The sequence below is a fragment of the Paenibacillus sp. FSL R7-269 genome (genome assembly GCF_000517865.1).
Lineage (GTDB): Bacteria > Bacillota > Bacilli > Paenibacillales > Paenibacillaceae > Paenibacillus_AQ.
This window is the reverse complement of the sequence record NZ_ASPS01000027.1, coordinates 38,478-60,094: the sequence shown is the minus strand read 5'-3', so window position 1 is coordinate 60,094 and position 21,617 is coordinate 38,478. Positions and strand designations below refer to the sequence as shown.

The window sequence follows — 21,617 nt, the reverse complement described above, 5'->3', positions numbered from 1 at the left end:
TCGTGGCGTCTTCGCATCTTTTACAAGCTCCTCGTCATTGCGTCCTTGTAAAATTATGCTACGGTTATGTGTTGCAAGCAATATCTAGTTTTAAGACACGCCCTAATGAATCCGTACACAGATAAGGATGCTCCAGCGGAGAAACAGTCAATTCTGGACATCAAGGCCAAGACGGCTGAGGGCAAACGGATCAACATCGAAATGCAGCTGTTCAATCCATACAATATGGAGAAGCGGACACTTTTCTACTGGAGCGAGATGTATTACCACCAAATTCAAAAAGGCGACGACTACAGTCAATTGAAGAAGTGTGTGACGATCAATATACTGAACTACTCCTGTCTCCCTAATGACCGTCATCATAATGTGTTTCACCTTCGTGAAGATCACACCGGGATTCAGTTGAATAACGATCTGGAAATTCATGTGATGGAATTAACAAAGCTCGAGGAGCAGGCCGTTCCATTAACTGGCGGACTGATTAACTGGTTATTATTCCTGAAGGGTGTTGAACAACCAAACTGGGAGGTGCTGACCATGAATGAACCGATGTTGAAAAAAGCAATGGATACGCTGGAGTTCCTGGCGGAAATATTGCGAAATTAACACCGTTGCAGTGAAAATTTAACAAGGGCAAAGCACTTTCATTCATATCATAAAAATATCTTGCCATTTCCTCACGTCCTGTGTTATTATAAATCTCGTTGCAGGACGGTAGCTCAGCGGGAGAGCACTATCTTGACAGGGTAGGGGTCATGGGTTCGAACCCCATCCGTCCTATACGCAGAAAGCCTTGAGATTCAAGGCTTTTTTGCTTTTTATGGAACTTTTAAAACGTGCCTAATTTGAAATTGGCGCCTATTTGGTACCGTAAATTCCATTCTTATAAAAGCTTTCTCAACTACCTTGCCAGCTGGCGACGTCATCATTTAGGGATGAGTTACATATTAATAATCGAGGGCCAGGAACAGTAATAGGAGATGAATATGAGAGAAAAACGAAGATGAATAAGCCCAAAAAGCGGAAAGGAAATGATAAGATGGGTTTCGGATACAAGCCGCCTGTTTTTGACAGCAAAACAGCCATATTTCTCTCAGCGATTAGCTATCAGACGTACCCGTTCTTTTTCGAGGGAAAGCTGGTTTTGCCCAAAGGCTTCAAACTTCGTTTTACGATCCGCGCTTTTGCCGACGTTGAGAATCCTACAGAGCTTGTATTCGGATTTATTGCTGAGTCGCCGGATCAAATCGTTGTTGCGTTCAGAGGATACGCTTCGTATCCGGCAGATCTTCTTGCCTCCTATGATATCTTTTTGATCCCGTATCCATTCGTCCGAAACGGTGGGAGAACGTCGCGCGGCTTTACCTGCCTGTATCGATCAACCCGAAACCAAATCATCCGGGAATTAAATAAGCTTGCCACAACAAAAAAGTTGTATGTTACCGGTCACAACTACGGCGGAGCTTTGGCCACGCTGGCCGCTTTGGATATTGCGGTAAACACCCGATTCAAGCATCCATTTGTCTATACATACGGTAGTCCACGCATCGGAGACCCTGACTTCGTTTCCCGCTTTAACAGGACGGTCACACACAGTGCGCGAATCGTCAACGTTCATGATTCATTCCCCACTTTCCCCGCCCGAAGGTATCTGCCTCCATTTACAAAGAAAGGTTTAATCTATCGGCATGTAAAAACGAAGATCCCGATCACTTTTCAATGGAACGATGTGCCGCGCAATGACTCAATTGCCTGCTATTTTAAAAACCTGAGCCGCAAAAACCCTCTTTTTGCCAAATCATTATGCGAAGATAATCCGGGATTTTGTCCTGATACCAGCATGTGTTTTCCGTTTGAAGGTTGTTGAAAGTCTGTCCGCCTGAGAATTGAATGCAAGGAAGGAGTTACCTATATGAAGCGTTCAGGTATGTTCAACAATGAACAGGCAATCTTGCTTGCGGCCATGATCGCGCAGTCTTATCAGCAATTTGAGCACGATAAGCTGGTATTGCCTAAAGGCTATTTGCTTCGCTTCACCATTCGCGCTCTTGCCGGTGTCGAGGAGCCGGAGGAGGAAGTATTCGGTTATATCGCGGAGTCGAAGGATAATATCGTGATAGTTTTTAGAGGAACCCGAACATTCAAGGACAATGAGTCGGATCAGGATTTATATCAAGTACCCTACCCCTTCGTCAGAAATGCCGGTAACACCCATCGCGGATTCACTCGCATCTATCAATCGGCAAGAAATGAGCTGATAGGAGCATTGAACAAGCTTTCCGCAGCCAAAATGCTGTGGGTTGCAGGCCACAGTTTGGGTGGAGCATTAGCCGTGTTAGCTGCCTTCGATATTTCGGCAAACACACGATTTCAGAATATTGCCGCATATACGTACGGCAGTCCACGGGTCGGAGACCCGGACTTCACTTCCCCATTCAACCGAACGGTAAAAAATAGTTTTCGTATTATCAACATCCATGACATTATTCCGACTTTACCGGCTATTGCGTATCCGCCTCCATTTACCAAGAACGGTTTGTTTTATAGGCATGTAAACACGAAGGTTCCGATCTCTTTCCAATTGAACAGTTTGCCTGTCCGCAATCATGAGATTGTCTGCTATTTCAAATTCCTAAGCCAACGAAGTCCTGATTTCACCAAATTATTATGTGCCGATAACCCGGGGTTTTGTCCAGATACGGGATTATGTGTTCCGTTTATAGGAATATGCAGTGCGGAGGAAGAAGACGAAGAATAGGCTGTCCTCAGATGGATGATCCTAGCGTTGATCGTGCGGGTTACTCTGCGGGCAATGAAAAAAGTGACAAAAACCCACGACACCCCATCCATATAATACTACAATAATTGCAGCTGTATGGAAGATTCTAACCAACAAAAAAGGTGGAGTAAAGTCATAATCGTAACGTTGTATGAAGCGGAGTGCCCTGAGGTGAGTCTTACATATGTAGTGATTTTTATGAAGCAAGGGGAGGATTGGGTGCTGGTGCGGCACCGTGAGCGGTCCACGTGGGGGTTTGCGGGCGGGCATATTGAGGCAGGTGAGAGTCCCGGAGAAGCTGCGGTAAGAGAGCTCTACGAAGAGACAGGTGCTGAAGAATATGAGCTACATCCGCTATGCATCTATTCGGTCAGCAGTGATGAGCTGGCAGAGAGCTACGGGATGTTGTATTATGCAGATGTCAAAAGGTTCGGAACTTTGCCCCCGTACGAAATGGCGGAGCTTCGAAGCTTCAGCGAGCTGCCGCAGGCGGTGACCTACCCGGGGATCTACCCCACGCTATATGCGAGAGTGTGTGAGTATTTAAAGCAGCTGTGAGTCAATTGTAATGCTGAAAGGAGGCCCAGCTCATGAGTAATGAGATTTCGAGGTTTAAGCGTCTTGGCGAATACCTGAGATCACGCCGGGACCGTCTGCAGCCCGAAGCTGTAGGGATTAAGGAAACGAACAGTCAGCGCAGAACACCGGGGCTGCGGCGGGAAGAGGTTGCGGTTCTGGCCGGTCTCAGCAGTACGTATTATACATGGCTGGAGCAAGGCAGGGAGGTTATCGCCTCCAGAGAGGTCATGGAGAGTCTCAGTCAGGCGCTGCGGTTGTCGGCAGATGAGCGTAAACACCTATTCGAGCTCTGGAATCCTGGCTTGCCGGATACACTTGCTTCTATAGATACGGTCAGTCCGGAGTTGAACCCGCAGTGGCGGGATATTATCCGGCAATTGACTTATCCGTCTTTTATTACGAATGAGCGGTCTGAGGTACTGGCCTGGAATGATAAAGCAAGTGAAGTGCTTAGTGATTTCGGAGGTCTGTCTGCTTCTGAGCGCATTATGATGCGTCTTCTGTTCCTGGATCTGGAGCTGCGCTGCCGGATGCTGAACTGGGAGGAGTTCGCCTTACATTCAGTAGGTGTGTACAGAACCTATTATGACTTGAACCTGCATGATCCTTGGCACAAGGAGATGGTCGATCAGCTTTTGGAGGACAGTGCAGATTTCGCCGAGATGTGGAAGCAGCACAATATTCAGGGGAAAAGGGTCAACCGTGTAGTTATAGAGAGCCTGGTTACAGGTGAGCCTGTAGTCTATGACATTAATTCGATGGCCAATCTGGCGGATCACCCGGGCCTGCATATTTGTATCTATACCCCTGTCATAACCTAGCAGAGGATCATCTGAAGGCACATGTCTTACTGGTCTGTTGCTGCTCCCTGGTAATGATCTTACTAGCATAAACGTACTGTGGCTGCTCCACGGCAGGACAGTTAGAATAAGGACATGTTCGTAAGATCTATTACAGGTACAAGAGGGAGGCAACCATATGCATACAAGAACACTCGGGAACGAAGGGCTGAGCGTATCGGCTCTGGGACTTGGAACGATGATGATGCCGGATAATGAAGAGTCTGTACGAACCATTCATGGCGCGCTTGATCTGGGCGTAACTCTGCTGGACACAGCGGATATCTATGGAGCCTTCGAGCAGCAGCGCTTCGGCGGCAATGAACGGCTTCTCGGGCGGGCGCTTAAGGGCCGGAGAGATCAGGCTGTGATTGCGACCAAATTCGGCATTACGCATACTCAGGGACCCAAGGGAGACCCGGCCTATATCAAAAAATCCGTAGATGCCAGCCTCTATCATCTCGGCACAGATTATATCGATCTGTACTATCAGCACCGTCCTGATCCGAACACTCCTATTGAAGAAACCGCCGGTACACTGGCTGATCTCGTCAAGGAAGGGAAGATCCGCTATATCGGCTTATCTGAGGCTTCGCCTGAACTGATCCGCCGGGCACATGCGGTGCATCCGTTGACCGCGCTGCAGACAGAGTATTCGCTCTGGAGCCGGGAGGTGGAGGATGAGATTCTTCCGCTGGTCAAGGAGCTGGGCATCGGCTTCGTTCCTTATAGCCCGCTTGGCCGTGGTTTTCTGACTGGACAGATCAAGCGCTTCGATGATCTGCCGGAGGATGATTACCGCCGGCATTACCCGCGGTTCCAAGGAGAGAACTTCACCCGGAACCTGGAGGTCGTCTCACTGATCGGGCAGATGGCAGCTGAGAAAGGCTGCGCCCCGGCACAGCTTGCCTTAGCCTGGCTTCTGGCACAAGGAGATCGGATTGTACCGATTCCCGGCACGAAGCGGCTGGAGCGCTTAGAAGAGAACCTCGGAGCACTTCAGGTTACATTAACTGAGGAGGATCTCGCGCAGATTGAGCAGATATCCCCGCAAGGGGTTGCAGCCGGAGCGCGTTACCCCGGCCAGAACTAAGTTATCATACAGAGCGGACAGCCGTTGTGTATTCATCCAGATTAAATTCCCGGAGCGTTCTTCTCTGCACCGCTTGCTTTGGTGAGCGGTATGCGGGGAAGAACGCTTTTTTTAAAGATAAGAATGTATATGCTTCGCGCTATAAGTATCCATATCTTTCTCGCTGAAACGGTACCGTCCTCTAAAAGGACGGAAATACCGTTTCCACTTAACCCATCCGCTCCAACTCCTCTTCTATCCGTTGCACCTCTATCCGCTCAAACAGTAATTCAAGCTCCAGTATAGGCTGCTTTGCAAGGACGGATACCGGATGCCATACAGACTGTTCTATGGACAGGAAGCCTCTAATCTTCTCGCAGGAGAAAGGAATGAACGGGTTCAGCAGGTTAGCCAGGTTGGCAATAATCTGAACACAAGTGTACAGCGTGTTGCCCCCGGCCGCAGGATCATGCTTGATCTGGAGCCACGGCTGCTGCTGATCGAAATACTTGTTAGCCAGGCGGATATGCGAGAAGATGAATTCCAGAGCTTCCTTGAAATGTCCGGCTTCAATCAGACTTCCTGCCTCCTTATACAGATCCTTAAGACTGCTAACCCATGCTTCGTCCAAGACTCCATCTGGAACTCTGCCGTTCCAGAACTTATTCACGAATACGAGGCTGCGGTTGACGAAATTGCCGAACGCGCCCAGCAGCTCGCTGTTATGGCTATAGATAAACTCTCTCCAGGAGAAGTCGGCATCCCGCTTCTCGGGACCGTTCGCAGTCAGGAAATAACGGACCGAGTCCGGGTCATACCGGCTGAGAATATCCGGCACCCAGACCGCCCAGTTGCGGCTGGTGGAGAATTTCTGCCCTTCCAGGGTCAGGTATTCAGAAGAGAAGATCCGGTCCGGCAGATGCAGTTCCTCAGCTCCGAGCAGGAGAGCCGGCCAGATCAGGCTGTGAAAGGGAATATTGTCCTTGCCGTGCACGTAGTAAGCAGTTATAGGCGGCTGCCCATCGTTATCTTGTGCGGACGCTACAGACCAGAAATCCTCCCACCGGTTGCCCGTCTCCGCCGCCCATTGCTTGCTGGCGGACAGATATCCGCTGACGGCTTCGATCCAGACATAGATTTTTTTGTCTGAGAAGCCGTCGATGGGGACATCCACGCCCCAGTCCAGATCGCGTGTTGCTGCCCGGTCCTGCAGGCCTTCCTGCAGATATCTGCGGGTTAACCGGACGGCATTATCTCTCCAGCCTTGTGCGGAATCAGCATATTCTGTGAGTGCTTGCTGAAAGCTGGACAGCGACAGGTAGTAATGCTGAGTTGAGCGCAGCACAGGCTTAGAGCCGCAGAGGGCACATATGCGCTCCAGCAGATCCACCGGATCGAGAATCGTTGAACAGTAATCGCATTGGTCCCCCCGGGCCTGCTGTCCGCAGACCGGACAGAGGCCATGGACATAACGGTCTGGCAAGAAGCGCTGATCTTGCCCACAATAGCACTGGAGACCGGGTTTCTGGTACAGATATCCGTGATCCAGCAGCTTAAGGAACAGCTCCTGCACCGTACTGTGGTGATGTGTCTGATCGGTCCGGGTATACAAGTCATAAGTGAAGCCTAAGGCGCGGAAGCAATCGGCGAACTCCTCATGATACCGGCTGGCGAATTCACCCGGCGTTACCCCCTCCTGCGCCGCCTGTACAGCAACAGGAGTCCCATGGCAGTCACTGCCGGATACATAGAGTACAGCGTCACCTTTGGCACGGTGGTAGCGGGCCAGAATATCTCCCGGAAGAATGCTGGCGAGTCTGCCCAGATGCAGGGAGCCGTTGGCATAAGGCCAAGCCCCTCCGATAAAAATGTTAGTCATATTTCTCTCCTCCTCAAATTAATTGGACGCAAAAAAGGCACTCATCCCCTAAAGGGACGAGAGCCTGTGCTCACGTGTTACCACCCAAATTCATCAATGCCTCGCAGCATTCACCTCTTCAGGTACGTCCGCAGAAAATAAGCGGGTATACCCTAGCATGGTAACGGATGCGGGTTCCGGCGCAGCCTACGACCCGTTCATGCCGGGGTTCGGTGCGCAGCTCTGAGACCATATTCCCGAGGGTCTTCTTTGCTCCTTTTCACCGGCCGGAGCTCTCTGTGGAAGAATTACCAGGGTACTCTTTCTCTTCGCAGCTATTGTGGTTATCCTAATTACTGGATATCATATATGCAGGCCGGGAGATTTGTCAACATCATAAGTCTATTTGCAATCCACCGCACTCCTGTGCGACAGTAGAGAGTAAGGGCAACGGGAAGCAGAAGAGTGCTTGTTCCGTGGCCTGGAAGTGAAGCGACACAGAGATCAAAAGGAGATTGAGACTATTGCAGGAAAACAAACAGGAGAAAAAAAGCTCGGGCGCATGGGGATGGCTGGGCAGCGGGGCGGTACTGCTACTCCTTAAGGGAAAGGCTATTATCTCTCTGCTTAAGCTGGGGAAAATCGCAGGTCCGCTGATCTCCATGATGATATCGATCTGGGCCTATGCACTAATTTCACCATGGCAATTCGCTGTGGGCTTCGTTGCGTTATTATTCGTTCATGAGATCGGTCATGTTATCGCTGCCAAGCGGATCGGACTGCCGGTAAGCGCTCCGCTGTTCATTCCTTTTATGGGCGCACTGATTACGATGAAGAAGCAGCCGCTGGATGCCAGAGAGGAAGCTTATGTCGCTTTTGGCGGTCCTATATTGGGGAGTATCGGTGCACTGATCGTGTTCGGAGCTGCCTATTATTATCATAGCCCCTTGTTATATTCACTGGCCTACATCGGCTTCTTCCTAAATCTGATTAATCTGCTGCCGATCCATCCGCTGGACGGGGGGAGAATTGCCACGGCAGTTACCCGCTGGTTATGGCTGGTAGGGCTCATTGGAGGATTAGCTGTAATCATCTATCTGAAATCTATCCTGTTCGGCATCATCTGGGTAATGTTCGCCTATGATATGTATAAGAAGTACATCAGCCGGCGTACGAAGAGCCAGATGCATACGGTGCTCAAAAGCTTCCTGATCCCCATCGGGGATCTGCAGGAGCAAGGGTATCTGATCCCCGGCCCTGAGCATAAACGGGAGCTGCCGTTCACCACCTACAGTGATTTGAACCGCCAGCAGTTTGTCGGGGTACGTTGGGATAACTTGGATTACTATGGAACGACAACCCTGCCAGTACAGTCGTTGATCGGAAAAGTCAAAGTCGTGCAGCTCGACCAGCTGTATGTGGACACCAGCCTTCATATGAAGATGACCTGTGAGATCAGCTTTACGATCCATGACAATGATAAGTATTATGAAGTGCCTGCTGCTTCCCGCTTGAGATATGGGGCTGCATATTTTGCACTTGCCGCCTTTCTGGGGGGAATGATGTATCTTGTCCATGTGGTCGGCAATGTAAATCTGTAAATCTGAAAAATTTCGTTTATGAATCTCCCGATTCGTCAAAGCTGTAAAGAGCCGAGAAGGATGAGGGGGTAATAACAATGCGCATGGCAAGAGTATGTCTATTATGGATTGGAGCCTGTCTCCTTCTGGGAATCGCCGGATGTGCGTCAGGCAAGGAGATTCCTGAATATTCGGATGTTCACAACATGACCGGACTGGACGGGAGTCTGAATTCACGGGATAGCCTGACCTCACCGGTTCTGCGGGATGTGTATGACCGCTCGATTCCCGAGGAGGTCTATGACACTCCCTGAAATCAGTGTCAGTGGTTCCCTGCCCGGAAGCTCTCAGGCTCTATACAGGATATTAATAATTCTGTATAATGCTCCATATTGATTGGACCTATAGAGAGGAGCCAGGGAGATGGCAGTGGAAATTGTACATGTTACTACAGAGGAGCAGCTTCAAATGGCGCTGGAGATCCGCAAGAAGGTATTTGTGGAAGAACAGAAGGTGCCGGTAGAAGAGGAAATCGACGAATATGATGTCATTAGTGAGCATGTGCATCATTTCCTGCTCATGGAGGGCGAACATCCGGCTGCAACCGGCCGGATGATCTATTATAAAGCGGACACAGCCAAGATGCAGCGGATAGCCGTTCAGGAGGCCTTCCGCGCTAAGGGATGCGGACGTATCCTGCTGCTGGCTATGGAAGAACGCGCACGTGAGCTGGGTCTGCAAGCATCCATTCTGGATGCCCAGTGTCAAGCAGAACCCTTTTACCGCAAGCTTGGCTATGAAGTGATCTCCAAGGAACCTTTCTATGATGCCGGGATTCTGCATGTCAGAATGAGTAAGGCTCTGTAATCTGCCGGGTACATACTCTTTCGCTGCGATGGACAAGCTAGAATAGGGCCAGGGTAGCTGGCTAATTCTAGTGCGAAGGAGACGATCCTAAGTGATGAATCAAGAACGGGAACGCTTTATTGCCGCCAAACGTAACGGTGACGGGGACCTGACCGGGTTCCAGACCTCCTCCGGGCGTGTGCTGGATTATCAGCAGGCTCTTCAGGAGGTTCAGTCCGGCAGCATCGCAGGGGTCAATGTATTTAAGGGCAAAGACGGTGAAATGTATATCCGCGGCGATGCAGATGGAGATCCTACGAATAATCTGGATCAGCTTCCGCAATTTTAGCCGGGCATAGATAACAGGGGAACGGCCGGACAGGCGTCTTACAGGCGCTGAAGTCCGGCCGTTTCTATGTGCTAAGGGCGACTTCGGACTCCCTTGCCATGCATCGTTAAGGTCTGCGTACAAGCCGAAACCGGTTGCACGAGGGCTTGATTTTCTTTTCTTCTGCAAAAAGAAATAAATCCCTGAATTCTGCGCAACTTGTCGAAGGCTTAACAGTATACATTAACAGCATGAATTATTTGGAGGGGCTTTACAATGAGATGGAGAAAAATTGCTCTGTGCACGGTTGTGTTTTTCATGATGGGAAGCTCCTATTTGTTCGCGGACGCTGTGAACCAGAAGATCAAAGTATGGAGCAATGGAAAGGAAATAGCCGATGGCGGCTATTTGATTGACGGCAAGACCTATATTCCCGCCAGAGAGGCAGGGGGCGTCGTCAGCTGGGACGGCTCGGGCAGAGTGACGATCCTCAAGCCGAATGTTCATATCGTACTGTTCAAAGGCGACACGGTATTCGGCAATGTCAACACAGGTAAGCTGAAGATGAAGATTCTAACGCAGGTGGACAGCCTGAAGGACAGCATCGCTGCCGTGAAGGTGGCAATCACCGACCCTTCCGGTAATGTGAAGGATATTCTCGAGGATGCCGTCGGCTCCAAGAATGAGGATTTCTGGTTCTCCACACCGGAGTTCACCTATGATTTCAAGGAACCGGGCAAATATAGCGTAGGGTTCTTCATGAAGGCAGCGAGGAACGGAGATTACATTCTTGTGTCCGAGAAGGTAGTTACGGCCTCATCCAAGAATTAAGTCCCTCCTGCAAATTGACCTGTCCTTATCTTACGTGTTACGATACCAAATGTAGGATAATTCAATTAAAGTGAGGTATTACAATGAGCGATCACAAACATGAGCATGGCCATGAACATGGTGAAGCATGCGGTTGCGGACATGATCACGACCATGAGCACGAGGAGTTTGTGCTGACCTTGACGAACGAGCAGGGCGAAGATGTAGAAATGGTACTGGTGGAAACGTTCGACGTAGGCGAGAAGTTGTACGCCCTGCTGCTTGAGCGCGAGAATCCTGAAGCAGACGGAATCATCCTTCGTATGGAAGAAGAAGACGAGGAAATGGTTCTGTACAACATTGAAGATGAGGCTGAATGGAAAGCTGTTGAAGAAGCTTATAACGAGCTGCTTGCCCAGCAAGAATAGATTTCAGGCATTCATGCAAAACCCCGATACTCTATACGTATCGGGGTTTTGCATGTCGCACTGCTATAGGACAAGCCTTAGGAGATAGGCTCTGCTTCGACGATCACCTTCACATTGGTAATGCTGCGGTCCTCGGGTCCTTTGACAGGCAGTCCGATTTCTACATGGTCGATGATATAGTCGATATTATCCTGGGTAATAACTTCTCCAGGGAGAAGAATTGGAATTCCCGGCGGATAGACGTAGATGAATTCTGCAATGATATAGCCGGCAGATTCCCGGAAAGGAACCAGCTGCGTATCCGCGTAGAAGGCATCTCTCGGGATCAGGGCCAGCTGCGGGATATTCGGCACCTGTACCTTAAGCTCATAGATTTCACCCTTGCTGTAATGGATCGCTGAGAGCACCTGCAAGGCCGCAAGCAGCTTATCTACCGATTCCTGTGTATCTCCAGGGGTAATCAGGCAAAGAATATTATACATGTCGCTGAGTTCAACTTCGATGTTATACTTCTGCCGGAGCCAGTTCTCAGTCTCGTAACCGGTAATGCCCAGATGCCGGACATGGATGTTCAGCTTCGTCGGATCATGATTGAAGGTAGCTTCTGTTCCGAGAATTTCTTTGCCGAAGCTGTACAGCCCCTCGATCTCATTAATCGAGTTACGGGCATAATTGGACAGGGCAATGGTTCTCGCCGCCATCTCATGACCGTTCAGGGCAAGGTTGCGTCTGGAGGTATCCAGAGAGGCAAGCAGAATATATGAAGTTGAAGTGGTGGTCAGCATGCTGAGAATGGTCTGTACCCGCTGTGGGTTGACAAGACCCGTCTTGGCATTGAGGTTCAGTACCGAGCTCTGCGTCATGGAGCCGCCCAGCTTATGCACACTGGTTGCTGCCAGGTCTGCACCGGCCTGCATGGCCGATACCGGTAAGTCCTCATGAAAATGAATCAGTACTCCATGTGCCTCGTCCACAAGTACGGGAACCCCGTAACTATGGGCCAGGTCGACAATCGAACGGAGGTCGGCGCATACGCCAAAATACGTTGGATTGATAACGAGGACACCCTTGGCATCCGGATGGCGCCTTAAAGCCCGTTCCAGCGAGCTGGTGGTTATGCCGTGGTCTATCCCAAGATTCTCATCCTGTACAGGAGAGACGAAAATAGGCTTGGCTCCGGAGAAAATAATGGCCGACATCACCGATTTGTGAATATTGCGCGGCACAATAATTTTGTCTCCTTCTGAGCAGACAGAGAGGATCATAGTCATGATGGCATTGCTCGTGCCTTGTACACTGAAATAGGTGTAATCGGCGCCGAAAGCCTCTGCAGCCAGCTTCTGAGCTTCAAGAATAACCCCGGTGGGCTGATGAAGATCATCAAGCGGTGCAATATTGATCAAATCTATGGATAGAGCGTTATCGCCGATAAACTCACGGAATTCGGCATCGGTCCCTAGCCCCTTCTTATGTCCCGGAATATGGAATTGAACTGGATTTCCGGCGGCATGCTTTTTGAGAGCAGTGAAGAGGGGAGTAGCTTGTTGATTCATTTAATGCTGTCACAACCTTTCGCGAAGAGTAGTTTTAGATTTCGCTGAAGCAAAAGGCGTCCCCGGAGGGGCAGAATACCTATTTCTACTTGAGCAAGCATCAGTATAACAAATCAATCAACATAATACTAGGATGTGATGAAATGTCTGGCAAAGTTGCGCAACGTATGCATATCAGTTTAGCCTCACCGTTCATATTAGAAATGTGGATCATTATTTTCCTGGTCGAATTCGTAAAAGGATCGCTGCTGGTAGCTCTGCTGCCGGTCTATATGGAGAATATTCTGGGCCTCTCCGTAACGGTGGTGGGGTTCGCCTTCGCGCTGCAGTATCTTGGAGATAACCTGTTTCGCAGCCCGTTCGGCTGGGTGATGGAGCGGATCGGTTACCGCTGGACGATGACTGGTGCTCTGGTGCTGCTAGTGGTGGCTGTCGGGCTGATCATCTATGCCAAAGATGCCGTAAGCTTGTCCATCGCCTGTCTGATTCTGGGGATCGGTACCTCGCCGCTCTGGCCTTGTACGATGACGGGCATCACCGAATTGGCAGGCTCTACCCAGAGCGGCAGCAGCGGCGCAGCCATGGGGGCGGTGGAGATGGCCTCACTGGCCGGAACCGGCGTCGGTCCGATTATCGTCAATTTCATGATGGATCATGGCGGACAGGGCTACCGGACGGTCTTCCTGGTGCTGATGGGCTTCGCTGCCGCTGTTGTAGCCGTGGCGCTGTTCCTGCCTTCGAAGATCGGCGGTCATGCGCCGCGCGCTGTCCGCGAGATATCGGCGGAGGGGCCGCCGGTGCCGCGTAAGCCAGTAAGGCCGCTCCAGAGTCTGAAGCGTACCTGGCAGCAGGTCACCTCCTCACTGAAGGTAAGCCGCCTGCTGTTCCCGGCGTTGTTCCTGCAGGCTTTTGCGATCGGGCTTATGACGCCGGTGGTCACCTTGTTCGCACGCTCGGAGCTGCATGTCACCCCCAACCAGTTCAGTCTGCTGCTGATTGCCGGTGGAGGGATTACCGTGCTGACGCTTATTCCTGCAGGGAAGCTGGTCGATAAGGTCGGCACCTCCATCTTCCTCAATATCGGCTTCCTGCTGGCAGCCTGCTCCATGGCCTTCTTCTCACAGGTCCGCTGGCTGCCTCTGGCCTTCGTAGCGGTGGCGATGGTCGGGATCAGCTATGCGCTGATTCTTCCGGCGTGGAACGCCTTCCTCGCCAAGCAGGTGCCGGAGGGCGAGCGCGGAACCGTCTGGGGGCTCTTCCTGACGCTCCAGGGCTCAGGCATGGTTGCTGGTCCGGTCGTGTCAGGTAAGCTGTGGGATACGGTCAGCCACGGTGCGCCTTTTCTGGCCAGTGCCGGAGTAATGGTTCTGTTATTCGGTCTGCATCTGCTGATTGTTCACCGGACGAAGCTGAAGCACGGCAGAGCGCACTGAGTAGAGCGAGCACAGGGTAGTGAACCTGGTGTGGAAAGGCAAGAAGCCGCAGACCCCCTGAAAAGGAGGTGAAATGCGGCTTTATTGCTGTTTTTGCGTATAATAAGACTGGCGAATACCTCCTAATGTGGGTCCCGGCGTTTGGAAAAGGTCTAAAACGGGTAAAAATAGTCAATAAACCAAGTTACCGCTACATAATATGAAGTATAAAATAAGTGTAAGCCAAACAAAGAACCAAGGTGCAAGCGGAGGTCCGGCAGTCTGTTCTACTCTTAGGTTAGGCCATGAAGCTGACTATGCTTAAATCAAGCAGTTAGGGGGGAGTGCCGTGAACAAAAACGATGAGGTGGAGTACTGCAATCTGGAGCTGCGGTTTGACAGACAACATATCCAGGATCTAATCAAGGACTTGATCAAGGAAGGTTATTCCCTGTACTGGAGTGAGAACGAGAGCGTTTTTCTTATTTCGGTGCGCACCGGCCGCAAGCTTGTGAAGCTGCGCTTCCAGCGGATTAAGGACGGCTTCAAGCTGGTGGGAGATTACATGATCCGTGATGCGCGCCTGTCAGAATGGATGGAGAAGCTGATTGGGGATATGAGAGGTCATGCCGTTGTCAAGCGCTTCCGCGACCGTCAGATCATTATAGAGAATATTTTATTCGGTGAAGTCATCCGCCTGGTGGAGATTTCCGGCTATCAGCAGCGGGTGCTGTACCAGAAGGGGCCGCTGCTGTCGGATCAGGAGCTGACGAAGCTGTTCTACTCCATAGAGGGCGAAGAGCGGATCCGCGACCGCAGGCTTGCCGTGGATGAACAGCTCGACTTGCTGAATGAAGCTATGCGTGAGCTCGATACGGAAGCGGTGCAGGCCAGCACAGCGAGGCTTGAGCAATTGACCAGGGAGCTTGCGGCGCTGGAGTGGTAATACGCAGAGTGAATAATTACGATTAAGGGCATCCCATAGCGGGGTGTTCTTTTAAATTATAAGAATGTATAGGTTTCACGCTATTCATTATCCTTCTATTTCTCGCTGAAACGGTACCGTCCTTTAAAAGGACGGCAAAGCCGTTTCCACTTGTTGTGCCTTTCTGGAGGAGGGGGTTCACTTCTGCGCACAAAACCGTTAAAATAGTCATTGTGAGCAATTTCCCTGATGGATCGAAGTTTGTCAATGAAATTGATCTCTCTTTCGCAGGCAGAACTTTGCTGTCTCTGACAAAGGGTGGTATTCTAATACTGCGAGAAATGGATTTCACAAAAATACAGGGTGTAAAGGGTGGAGAACCAGATGTCAAAACAACAAATCGGCGTTATTGGCTTGGCGGTAATGGGCAAAAATTTGGCTCTTAACATCGAGAGCAAAGGCTTCAGCGTATCCGTGTTTAACCGTTCCCCGGAGAAGACACATGATCTGGTTGCAGAAGCAGCAGGCAAGAACCTGGTGGGCACGTTCTCCGTTGAAGAGTTCGTAGGGTCGCTGGAAGTACCGCGCAAGATTCTGATCATGGTTCAGGCAGGCCAGGCTACGGATGCCACCATTGAGCAGCTTCTGCCGTTCTTGGATCAAGGCGATATCATCATCGATGGCGGGAACGCTTATTTCCCTGACACGGTACGCCGCAGCAAATATCTTGAAGACAAAGGCTTCCGCTTCGTCGGCACCGGCGTGTCCGGCGGTGAAGAAGGCGCGCTCAAGGGCCCTTCTATTATGCCAGGCGGTCAAGAAAGCGCGTATAAACTGGTTGAACCTATCCTTACGGCGATTTCAGCTCACGTGGGCGGAGAGCCTTGCTGTACATATATCGGGCCGGACGGGGCAGGACACTATGTGAAAATGGTGCATAACGGCATCGAGTACGGTGACATGCAGCTGATCGGCGAAGCCTACCACCTGCTCAAGGACGTCCTGGGTCTGGATGCCAAGGAGCTGCACAGCACCTTCGCAGAATGGAACAACGGCGAGCTGGACAGCTATCTGATCGAAATTACGAAGGATATCTTCGCCCAGTATGACGAAGAGACCGGCAAGCCAATGGTGGATGTCATCCTTGATGCTGCCGGACAAAAGGGTACCGGCAAGTGGACAAGCCAAAGCTCGCTGGATCTCGGCGTGCCGCTGTCCATGATTACCGAATCCGTCTTCTCCCGCTTCCTGTCTGCTATGAAGGAAGAACGCGTTGAAGCCAGCAAGGTGCTGAGCGGACCTGCTACAGCTCCATTTGACGGCGACAAAGCTGAATTCATTGAGAACGTGCGCAAAGCATTGTTCGCCAGTAAGATCGTATCGTACGCTCAGGGCTTCGCCCAGCTGCGTGTGGCTTCTGACGAATACGGCTGGAATCTGAAATACGGCGAGCTGGCCAAGATCTGGCGCGGCGGCTGCATTATCCGTTCCCGGTTCCTGCAGAACATCACGGATGCTTATGAGAGCAATGCAGAGCTGAAGAACCTTCTGCTTGATCCGTTCTTCAAGGATGTTATGGACAACTACCAGTCGGCATGGCGCAAGGTTATCGCTTCGGCTGTAACTCTGGGTATTCCGGTTCCTGGATTCTCCAGCGCCCTTGCATACTACGACAGCTACCGTACAGAACGTCTTCCGGCGAACCTGCTGCAAGCACAGCGCGATTACTTCGGCGCTCACACCTTCAAGCGTGTGGACAAAGAAGGCGTGTTCCACCACAACTGGCTGGCAGAGTAACAGGCAGCGTTCAGGTTAATGTTAGGAACCCGAGATGCTTTCCGCTTCATGCGGAGGGCTTTCGGGTTTTTTGCATCCATGAGGCATAGCCATGGCAGGTATAGCCCGCTTCAAAATGAAGGCTGCCGGCATTGTGCAAACTTTTCACCCTGTGTTATGATATGACAAATGTCGCGGCTTGGAGGTAGTTATGGACGATCGAAATATCATTCTCGTCGGGATGATGGCTACGGGGAAATCCACAGTAGGCGCCATTCTGGCCGAGGAGCTTGACTATGAACTGATTGATCTGGATGCAGTGATTACCGGAAGAGAGGGCCGCAGTATTGCGGATATCTTCGCAGATGGCGGAGAGCAGGCATTCCGGAGCATTGAATCAGAAGTACTTCAGGAAATGTTGCAGGGAGAACGCAGAGTGATCTCAACTGGCGGCGGGGCGGTACTTGCGCCCGGAAATGCCGAAGTCATGTTGGAGCATGGATTCGTTGTGGCCCTTACAGCCTCTGAGGATACCATTATTGAACGGGTCAGCGGGGATGAGAACCGGCCGCTGCTCGCCGGCAATGCGGCAAACCGGGTCCGTTCCATTCTGGAACAGCGCAGGGAAGCTTACCGTTTCGCGCATTGCACGGTCGATACAACGGAGCTGAATGTGGCTGAGGTCTCGCAATACATTTTACTGCGTTACCGCGATTGAGCTTTTATGTGTGTTGGCGACATGCATCAGGATGAAGCTTATTCCGCACTGGTATCATCCCACTCGATCATGCCGCCGCTCAGGTTAGAGCCTTGAATGCCGAATTGCTGCAGATATTCACAGACCCGCTGGCTGCGGTTGCCGGAACGGCAGATGAAGATGATCTCAGTGTCTGCCGGAAGCTTCTCCGTCTGCTGCGGGATCTGGCCCATCGGGATATGCTGCGCGCCGGGAATCATGCCGAAGGCAACCTCATCCTCTTCACGGACATCGATCAGTACAAGCTCTTCGCCGGCAGCGAGCCGCTTACGCAGCTCCTGCGGTGTAATTTGCGGAATTTCATTCATGGTAGTACCCTCTTTTCTGCCCGAATGGGAATGGATTCTCTTCACGCAATGATAACACAACTGCGGATTACCCTGTCAAACAGGCCCGTACATACAGACTATATATGATGAAGGAGCGCTTATACTATGGACGTTATTGTTAGGCCTACGCCGACGCTGCAAGGAGAATTCGGAGCCCTGTCCTCCAAAAATTACACCACGCGCTACCTGCTGGTAGCCGCTCTCTCTGAAGGAGTCAGCACGATCTACCATCCTGCCCACAGCGAGGACAGCGACGCGATCCGCAGATGTATCGCCGATCTTGGCGCAGTCCTAACCGAAGATGATGAGAAAATCGTAGTGCAGGGGTTCGGACGCCATCCCCGTGACGTCAAGGAGCTGAATGTCGGGAATGCCGGCGCTGTGCTCCGCTTCCTGATGGCAGTGGCTGCGCTTAGCCCGGAGGTTACCTTCGTGAATACGTATCCCGATTCTCTGGGCAAGCGGCCGCATGACGACCTCATTCTGGCACTGGGGCAGCTCGGCGTGGAAGTAGAGCATAATAACGGAAGGCTGCCGATTACGATCCGCGGCGGCAAGCCGCAGGGTGGACGGATTACCGTCTCCGGCGCTGTCAGCTCACAGTATCTCAGCGCACTCTTATTCCTGACCCCGCTGCTTGAAGAAGACAGTGAGATCATCGTGCTGGATGATCTGAAATCCAAGGTGGTCATCGGCCAGACGCTGGAGGTGCTGGAGCAGGCCGGGATCATCGTACATGCGGCGGACGATTATATGTCCTTCAAGGTGCCTGGACGCCAGACCTATGCAGCCAAGACCTATACGGTGCAAGGCGATTATCCGGGATCAGCCGCAGTGCTTGCGGCCGCAGCGGTGACGAAGTCGGATGTGACCATTCACCGGCTGGCTGAGAGAAGCAAGCAGGGGGAGCGGGCTATTGTCGATGTGCTGCGAATGATGGAGGTGCCGCTCACCCATGAGAACGGAACCGTGCATGTGCAGGGGAACGGCATTCTGAAGGCAGTAGAATTCGACGGTGATGCGGCAACCGATGCGGTGCTGGCTATGGTGGCCGCGGCGGTTTTTGCCGAAGGGACCTCACGCTTCTATAATGTGGAGAATCTGCGCTACAAGGAATGCGACCGCATCACGGACTACCTGGCTGAGCTGACCCGGGCCGGTGCGAAGGTCGAGGAACGCAGGGACGAGATCATTGTGCATGGTACACCGGAAGGCGTGGAAGGCGGCGTAACGATTAATGCCCACTATGACCACCGTGTGATTATGGCGCTTACTGTAGTAGGTCTGCGGGCCCGCCAGCCGCTGCTCATCAAGGATGCCCATCATGTGGCGAAGTCTTATCCGCAGTATTTCGATCATCTGCGCTTGCTGGGTGCGGATGTGGAATGGGTGAAGTGAGCATTCTAGGTTCTTTAAGCATCACACCTCTTGCTCCGGAAGATATCTCTTCTGTATCGAAGCTGTTCAAGGTGACGATCGCCGACGCCTTCGAACGGGAAGGATTGGGGCACCTGCAGGCAGACATCCGGCAGGAGACCGCAGCCAAGATACAGATGGCCAATGCTGCGCTGAATCCGCAGGATACGGATGTGTATTTCTGGCTGGCCAGAAGCGGTGGAGTGGTTATCGGCACGGTTTCTTATGCGCCTTGCGGAGAGGACATACGGAACTGCACCGATAACCGCCTATCGGCTGTCGGTGAGCTGGGAAGCTTGTATGTCCTGCCTGAATTTCAGGGGCAGGGTGTAGGCTCAGCTTTAATTGAGGAGGTCACGGTCTTTCTCAGAAAGCGGGGGATTTCCGAATTCTGCCTGGACAGCGGATATAAGCGGGCGCAGGACAGATGGCTGCGGAAATTCGGAACGCCCCATGCAGCAGTGCAGGATTATTGGGGGCCGGATTCCATTCATATGGTATGGCTGTGCAGCGTGGAGGACCCAGAGGATTCTTAGGCACAGAGATAAATTAACAGGTTACGCAAGCTGATGAGGATTTGGAACTTCTGGCGCAGCGCTGTATGATATAGGTGTTGCTGAAAATGACAGAACTGTGGCTTAAGCGGCAAGCAGTGCTGCGGGGGGCATGGACGAAATCAAACGGAAGGGGAAATACACACATGAGCTTTGAGAACCCAAGCAGGGAAGAGATCGGCGAGATTCTGGCTGCGGCAGGAAATATCGCTGTTGTTGGCCTATCCGACAAAACAGACCGCACCTCATATATGGTTGCAGGGGCTATGCAGAGCCGGGGCTACCGGATCATTCCGGTTAATCCGTCAGTGGACGGGGAGATCCTGGGCGAGAAATGCTACCATACGCTGGCGGAGATTCCGGAGCCGGTGGATATTGTGAATGTGTTCCGCCGCAGTGAATACTGCGCGGCTGTTGCGCAGGAGGCTGCTGATATCGGCGCACGTGTGCTCTGGCTGCAGCAAGGGATTGTCAGCCAGGAGGCGGCGGATATTGCCGCTGCGAATCATATGATTGCGATCATGGACCGCTGCATCAAGGTGGAGGAAGCGATCACGATGAAGGGCCGGAGCCGGGGATAAGACGATTCGTGTGCATGATCAGGTGCACAGATGCCGGATATACTTGTAGGTCAGAGTTATCCAGATTAAATTTTGCGGAAACGTACCTCAGACCTGGTTGCTGCATTCTCGATTAGTTTTCACTAACAATTATAGCTATACTTGACACAGACGAAGAACGTCCTTACTCGATTTCAATTGAGTGAAGGGCGTTCTTTTTTTATTTTTAGGGAGGGGGAAGAAGGTTTGGAATTTGAAGCGGCGCACATCAGCTTTATGGAGGCACATACGAATGGAAGGACGGCTGAACGGCGGGGGAGGCTGCTGCGCGGACATAACTATGCGGAGAAGCTGTTTCTGTTGAATGTATGGTGGCCGTTATTCGAATCACTGGAGCATTTGTACCCTGAATATGAGGTGTATGACTGGAACCGGAAGTCGCAGTTTCTGGATTTTGCCTTTTTGCCGCAGAACGGAACCTGCTTCGGGATTGAGTGTGACGGCTATCAGAGCCATATCAAGGATATAGACCGGGAGAAGTTCAACTATGCGCTGAACTGGGACACCTTCCTGACCGGCATGGGCTGGAAGATGCTGCACTTCTCGTTCGACGATATTCAGCAGCGTCCCGAAGTGTGCCGGATGCTGCTGCAGCTGGCGCTGGCACCGTTTTTGGCGCGGAGTAGAGTGGCCGGAGCACAACTGTTGTCTGGAGAAAAAGACGTATTACGTTTAGCCTGGCAGATTGGAAGACCCCTTCGTCCTAAGGATGTTACAGACTATTTTCAGATCAACTATAGAACGGCGCGCAAGCTGCTCAGCGCTCTGAGCGAGAAAGGACTGCTCCAGCCTGTCGCTGGCGGAAGAGGGATAAGATCCTATGAACTGAGGCCAATGCATCAGGATCAGAGTTGGTGAGAAGACGGAACTTCATTGGTTAAAAGGCTTTGAATAGTCGCAGCCGCACCAGTGTGAATGTATTTTGTACATTAGAATTTAGTCAAAACCCGCGATTTCGAGCTTCTGTTGCATTTTATACAGTAGAATTTTTATTTATGGTTGGTTATGATGTAATTCTGAGAATTCTAATGTACGAAATACAATAGATCGTGGATATGAGCGGAATTTCGGCCAATCTGTTGTACAAAATACAATCACCGCTCTATTGGTAGGCTGTCTATGCTCATGCTACACTTTAGCGGGTGCGAAGGGTGCG

22 protein-coding genes, 1 tRNA gene and 1 pseudogene are annotated in these 21,617 nt (G+C 51.5%); 21 read left to right on the top strand and 3 right to left on the bottom strand.

The features are described from left to right. Positions 1-102: 102 nt before the first annotated feature. From C162_RS13730 to C162_RS13700, 7 genes and pseudogenes are all read left to right on the top strand, one after another. A pseudogene (locus C162_RS13730) lies at positions 103-591 on the top strand (Rpn family recombination-promoting nuclease/putative transposase); the annotation flags it as partial. Between the two features lie 117 nt (positions 592-708). Continuing rightward, positions 709-780 (top strand) — tRNA-Val (locus C162_RS13725). A 259-nt stretch (positions 781-1,039) separates the two neighbouring features. Beyond that, positions 1,040-1,867, top strand: coding sequence for a lipase family protein (locus C162_RS13720; RefSeq protein WP_036695134.1), 828 nt, complete (start codon positions 1,040-1,042; stop codon positions 1,865-1,867). A 45-nt stretch (positions 1,868-1,912) separates the two neighbouring features. Continuing rightward, complete coding sequence (locus C162_RS13715; protein ID WP_036695039.1) at positions 1,913-2,758, top strand: lipase family protein; 846 nt, start codon at positions 1,913-1,915, stop codon at positions 2,756-2,758. 192 nt (positions 2,759-2,950) lie between these two features. Next, on the top strand, positions 2,951-3,337 hold the full coding sequence (locus tag C162_RS13710) for an NUDIX hydrolase (protein WP_051493475.1): 387 nt from the start codon (positions 2,951-2,953) through the stop codon (positions 3,335-3,337). A 32-nt stretch (positions 3,338-3,369) separates the two neighbouring features. Then, positions 3,370-4,179 (top strand): helix-turn-helix transcriptional regulator, encoded by an 810-nt coding sequence (locus C162_RS13705; protein ID WP_036695038.1) that lies wholly within the window; start codon positions 3,370-3,372, stop codon positions 4,177-4,179. Positions 4,180-4,336: 157 nt separating this feature from the next. Next, entirely contained in the window at positions 4,337-5,290 is a 954-nt protein-coding gene (locus C162_RS13700; protein WP_036695037.1) for an aldo/keto reductase, read from the top strand. 208 nt (positions 5,291-5,498) lie between these two features. On the opposite strand, the gene metG is transcribed toward C162_RS13700, so the two are convergent. Beyond that, complete coding sequence (metG, locus tag C162_RS13695) at positions 5,499-7,148, bottom strand: methionine--tRNA ligase (RefSeq protein WP_036695036.1); 1,650 nt, start codon at positions 7,146-7,148, stop codon at positions 5,499-5,501. A gap of 503 nt (positions 7,149-7,651) precedes the next feature. On the opposite strand from metG, the gene C162_RS13690 reads away from it, so the two are divergent. From C162_RS13690 to C162_RS13665, 6 genes are all read left to right on the top strand, one after another. Then, a complete protein-coding gene (locus C162_RS13690) occupies positions 7,652-8,728 on the top strand; it encodes a site-2 protease family protein (protein WP_036695035.1) in 1,077 nt (358 codons plus the stop codon). A 77-nt stretch (positions 8,729-8,805) separates the two neighbouring features. Next, positions 8,806-9,021 (top strand): hypothetical protein, encoded by a 216-nt coding sequence (locus tag C162_RS13685; protein ID WP_036695034.1) that lies wholly within the window; start codon positions 8,806-8,808, stop codon positions 9,019-9,021. A gap of 109 nt (positions 9,022-9,130) precedes the next feature. Further along, positions 9,131-9,574, top strand: a complete 444-nt coding sequence (locus tag C162_RS13680) for a GNAT family N-acetyltransferase (RefSeq protein ID WP_036695033.1) — start codon at positions 9,131-9,133, stop codon at positions 9,572-9,574. 91 nt (positions 9,575-9,665) lie between these two features. Continuing rightward, entirely contained in the window at positions 9,666-9,902 is a 237-nt protein-coding gene (locus C162_RS13675; protein WP_036695032.1) for a DUF3892 domain-containing protein, read from the top strand. Positions 9,903-10,157: 255 nt separating this feature from the next. After that, positions 10,158-10,712 carry a copper amine oxidase gene (locus C162_RS13670; RefSeq protein ID WP_036695031.1) on the top strand — a complete coding sequence of 185 codons (555 nt, stop codon included), beginning with the start codon at positions 10,158-10,160 and terminating at the stop codon, positions 10,710-10,712. An 83-nt stretch (positions 10,713-10,795) separates the two neighbouring features. After that, complete coding sequence (locus C162_RS13665; protein ID WP_019911532.1) at positions 10,796-11,119, top strand: DUF1292 domain-containing protein; 324 nt, start codon at positions 10,796-10,798, stop codon at positions 11,117-11,119. A gap of 77 nt (positions 11,120-11,196) precedes the next feature. On the opposite strand, the gene C162_RS13660 is transcribed toward C162_RS13665, so the two are convergent. Beyond that, complete coding sequence (locus tag C162_RS13660; RefSeq protein ID WP_036695030.1) at positions 11,197-12,672, bottom strand: aminotransferase class I/II-fold pyridoxal phosphate-dependent enzyme; 1,476 nt, start codon at positions 12,670-12,672, stop codon at positions 11,197-11,199. 143 nt (positions 12,673-12,815) lie between these two features. Between C162_RS13660 and C162_RS13655 the strand changes: the two genes are divergently transcribed. From C162_RS13655 to C162_RS13640, 4 genes are all read left to right on the top strand, one after another. Then, on the top strand, positions 12,816-14,105 hold the full coding sequence (locus C162_RS13655; protein WP_051493473.1) for an MFS transporter: 1,290 nt from the start codon (positions 12,816-12,818) through the stop codon (positions 14,103-14,105). Positions 14,106-14,433: 328 nt separating this feature from the next. Continuing rightward, positions 14,434-15,030 (top strand): hypothetical protein, encoded by a 597-nt coding sequence (locus C162_RS13650; RefSeq protein WP_036695029.1) that lies wholly within the window; start codon positions 14,434-14,436, stop codon positions 15,028-15,030. 363 nt (positions 15,031-15,393) lie between these two features. Then, the gene (gene gndA, locus C162_RS13645; RefSeq protein ID WP_036695028.1) at positions 15,394-16,806 is read left to right on the top strand and encodes an NADP-dependent phosphogluconate dehydrogenase; all 1,413 of its coding nucleotides are present in this window, start codon (positions 15,394-15,396) and stop codon (positions 16,804-16,806) included. A 190-nt stretch (positions 16,807-16,996) separates the two neighbouring features. Beyond that, positions 16,997-17,503 carry a shikimate kinase gene (locus C162_RS13640; protein ID WP_036695027.1) on the top strand — a complete coding sequence of 169 codons (507 nt, stop codon included), beginning with the start codon at positions 16,997-16,999 and terminating at the stop codon, positions 17,501-17,503. Between the two features lie 38 nt (positions 17,504-17,541). Here the strand turns inward: C162_RS13640 and C162_RS13635 are convergent, their stop codons facing one another. Further along, positions 17,542-17,850: a rhodanese-like domain-containing protein gene (locus C162_RS13635; RefSeq protein ID WP_036695026.1), complete on the bottom strand. Its 309-nt coding sequence runs from the start codon at positions 17,848-17,850 to the stop codon at positions 17,542-17,544. Between the two features lie 126 nt (positions 17,851-17,976). Between C162_RS13635 and aroA the strand changes: the two genes are divergently transcribed. From aroA to C162_RS13615, 4 genes are all read left to right on the top strand, one after another. Then, the gene (aroA, locus tag C162_RS13630; protein WP_036695025.1) at positions 17,977-19,269 is read left to right on the top strand and encodes a 3-phosphoshikimate 1-carboxyvinyltransferase; all 1,293 of its coding nucleotides are present in this window, start codon (positions 17,977-17,979) and stop codon (positions 19,267-19,269) included. Then, positions 19,257-19,823 (top strand): GNAT family N-acetyltransferase, encoded by a 567-nt coding sequence (locus C162_RS13625; protein ID WP_051493472.1) that lies wholly within the window; start codon positions 19,257-19,259, stop codon positions 19,821-19,823. Before aroA ends, C162_RS13625 begins: the two co-directional genes overlap by 13 nt. Positions 19,824-19,987: 164 nt before the next feature. Beyond that, positions 19,988-20,422 carry a CoA-binding protein gene (locus C162_RS13620; RefSeq protein ID WP_036695024.1) on the top strand — a complete coding sequence of 145 codons (435 nt, stop codon included), beginning with the start codon at positions 19,988-19,990 and terminating at the stop codon, positions 20,420-20,422. A gap of 225 nt (positions 20,423-20,647) precedes the next feature. Beyond that, positions 20,648-21,319 carry a hypothetical protein gene (locus tag C162_RS13615; protein WP_036695023.1) on the top strand — a complete coding sequence of 224 codons (672 nt, stop codon included), beginning with the start codon at positions 20,648-20,650 and terminating at the stop codon, positions 21,317-21,319. The last annotated feature ends 298 nt before the right edge of the window (positions 21,320-21,617 follow it).

Excerpts from the sequence above, each read along its gene's own strand:
- C162_RS13720 (WP_036695134.1), top strand. The coding sequence starts at position 1,040 with ATGGGTTTCGGATACAAGCCGCCTGTTTTTGACAGCAAAACAGCCATA.
- C162_RS13715 (WP_036695039.1), top strand. The coding sequence starts at position 1,913 with ATGAAGCGTTCAGGTATGTTCAACAATGAACAGGCAATCTTGCTTGCG.
- C162_RS13705 (WP_036695038.1), top strand. The coding sequence starts at position 3,370 with ATGAGTAATGAGATTTCGAGGTTTAAGCGTCTTGGCGAATACCTGAGA.
- C162_RS13700 (WP_036695037.1), top strand. The coding sequence starts at position 4,337 with ATGCATACAAGAACACTCGGGAACGAAGGGCTGAGCGTATCGGCTCTG.
- metG (WP_036695036.1), bottom strand. The coding sequence starts at position 7,148 with ATGACTAACATTTTTATCGGAGGGGCTTGGCCTTATGCCAACGGCTCC.
- C162_RS13685 (WP_036695034.1), top strand. The coding sequence starts at position 8,806 with ATGCGCATGGCAAGAGTATGTCTATTATGGATTGGAGCCTGTCTCCTT.
- C162_RS13680 (WP_036695033.1), top strand. The coding sequence starts at position 9,131 with ATGGCAGTGGAAATTGTACATGTTACTACAGAGGAGCAGCTTCAAATG.
- C162_RS13670 (WP_036695031.1), top strand. The coding sequence starts at position 10,158 with ATGAGATGGAGAAAAATTGCTCTGTGCACGGTTGTGTTTTTCATGATG.
- C162_RS13665 (WP_019911532.1), top strand. The coding sequence starts at position 10,796 with ATGAGCGATCACAAACATGAGCATGGCCATGAACATGGTGAAGCATGC.
- C162_RS13660 (WP_036695030.1), bottom strand. The coding sequence starts at position 12,672 with ATGAATCAACAAGCTACTCCCCTCTTCACTGCTCTCAAAAAGCATGCC.
- C162_RS13655 (WP_051493473.1), top strand. The coding sequence starts at position 12,816 with ATGTCTGGCAAAGTTGCGCAACGTATGCATATCAGTTTAGCCTCACCG.
- gndA (WP_036695028.1), top strand. The coding sequence starts at position 15,394 with ATGTCAAAACAACAAATCGGCGTTATTGGCTTGGCGGTAATGGGCAAA.
- C162_RS13640 (WP_036695027.1), top strand. The coding sequence starts at position 16,997 with ATGGACGATCGAAATATCATTCTCGTCGGGATGATGGCTACGGGGAAA.
- C162_RS13635 (WP_036695026.1), bottom strand. The coding sequence starts at position 17,850 with ATGAATGAAATTCCGCAAATTACACCGCAGGAGCTGCGTAAGCGGCTC.
- aroA (WP_036695025.1), top strand. The coding sequence starts at position 17,977 with ATGGACGTTATTGTTAGGCCTACGCCGACGCTGCAAGGAGAATTCGGA.
- C162_RS13625 (WP_051493472.1), top strand. The coding sequence starts at position 19,257 with ATGGGTGAAGTGAGCATTCTAGGTTCTTTAAGCATCACACCTCTTGCT.
- C162_RS13620 (WP_036695024.1), top strand. The coding sequence starts at position 19,988 with ATGAGCTTTGAGAACCCAAGCAGGGAAGAGATCGGCGAGATTCTGGCT.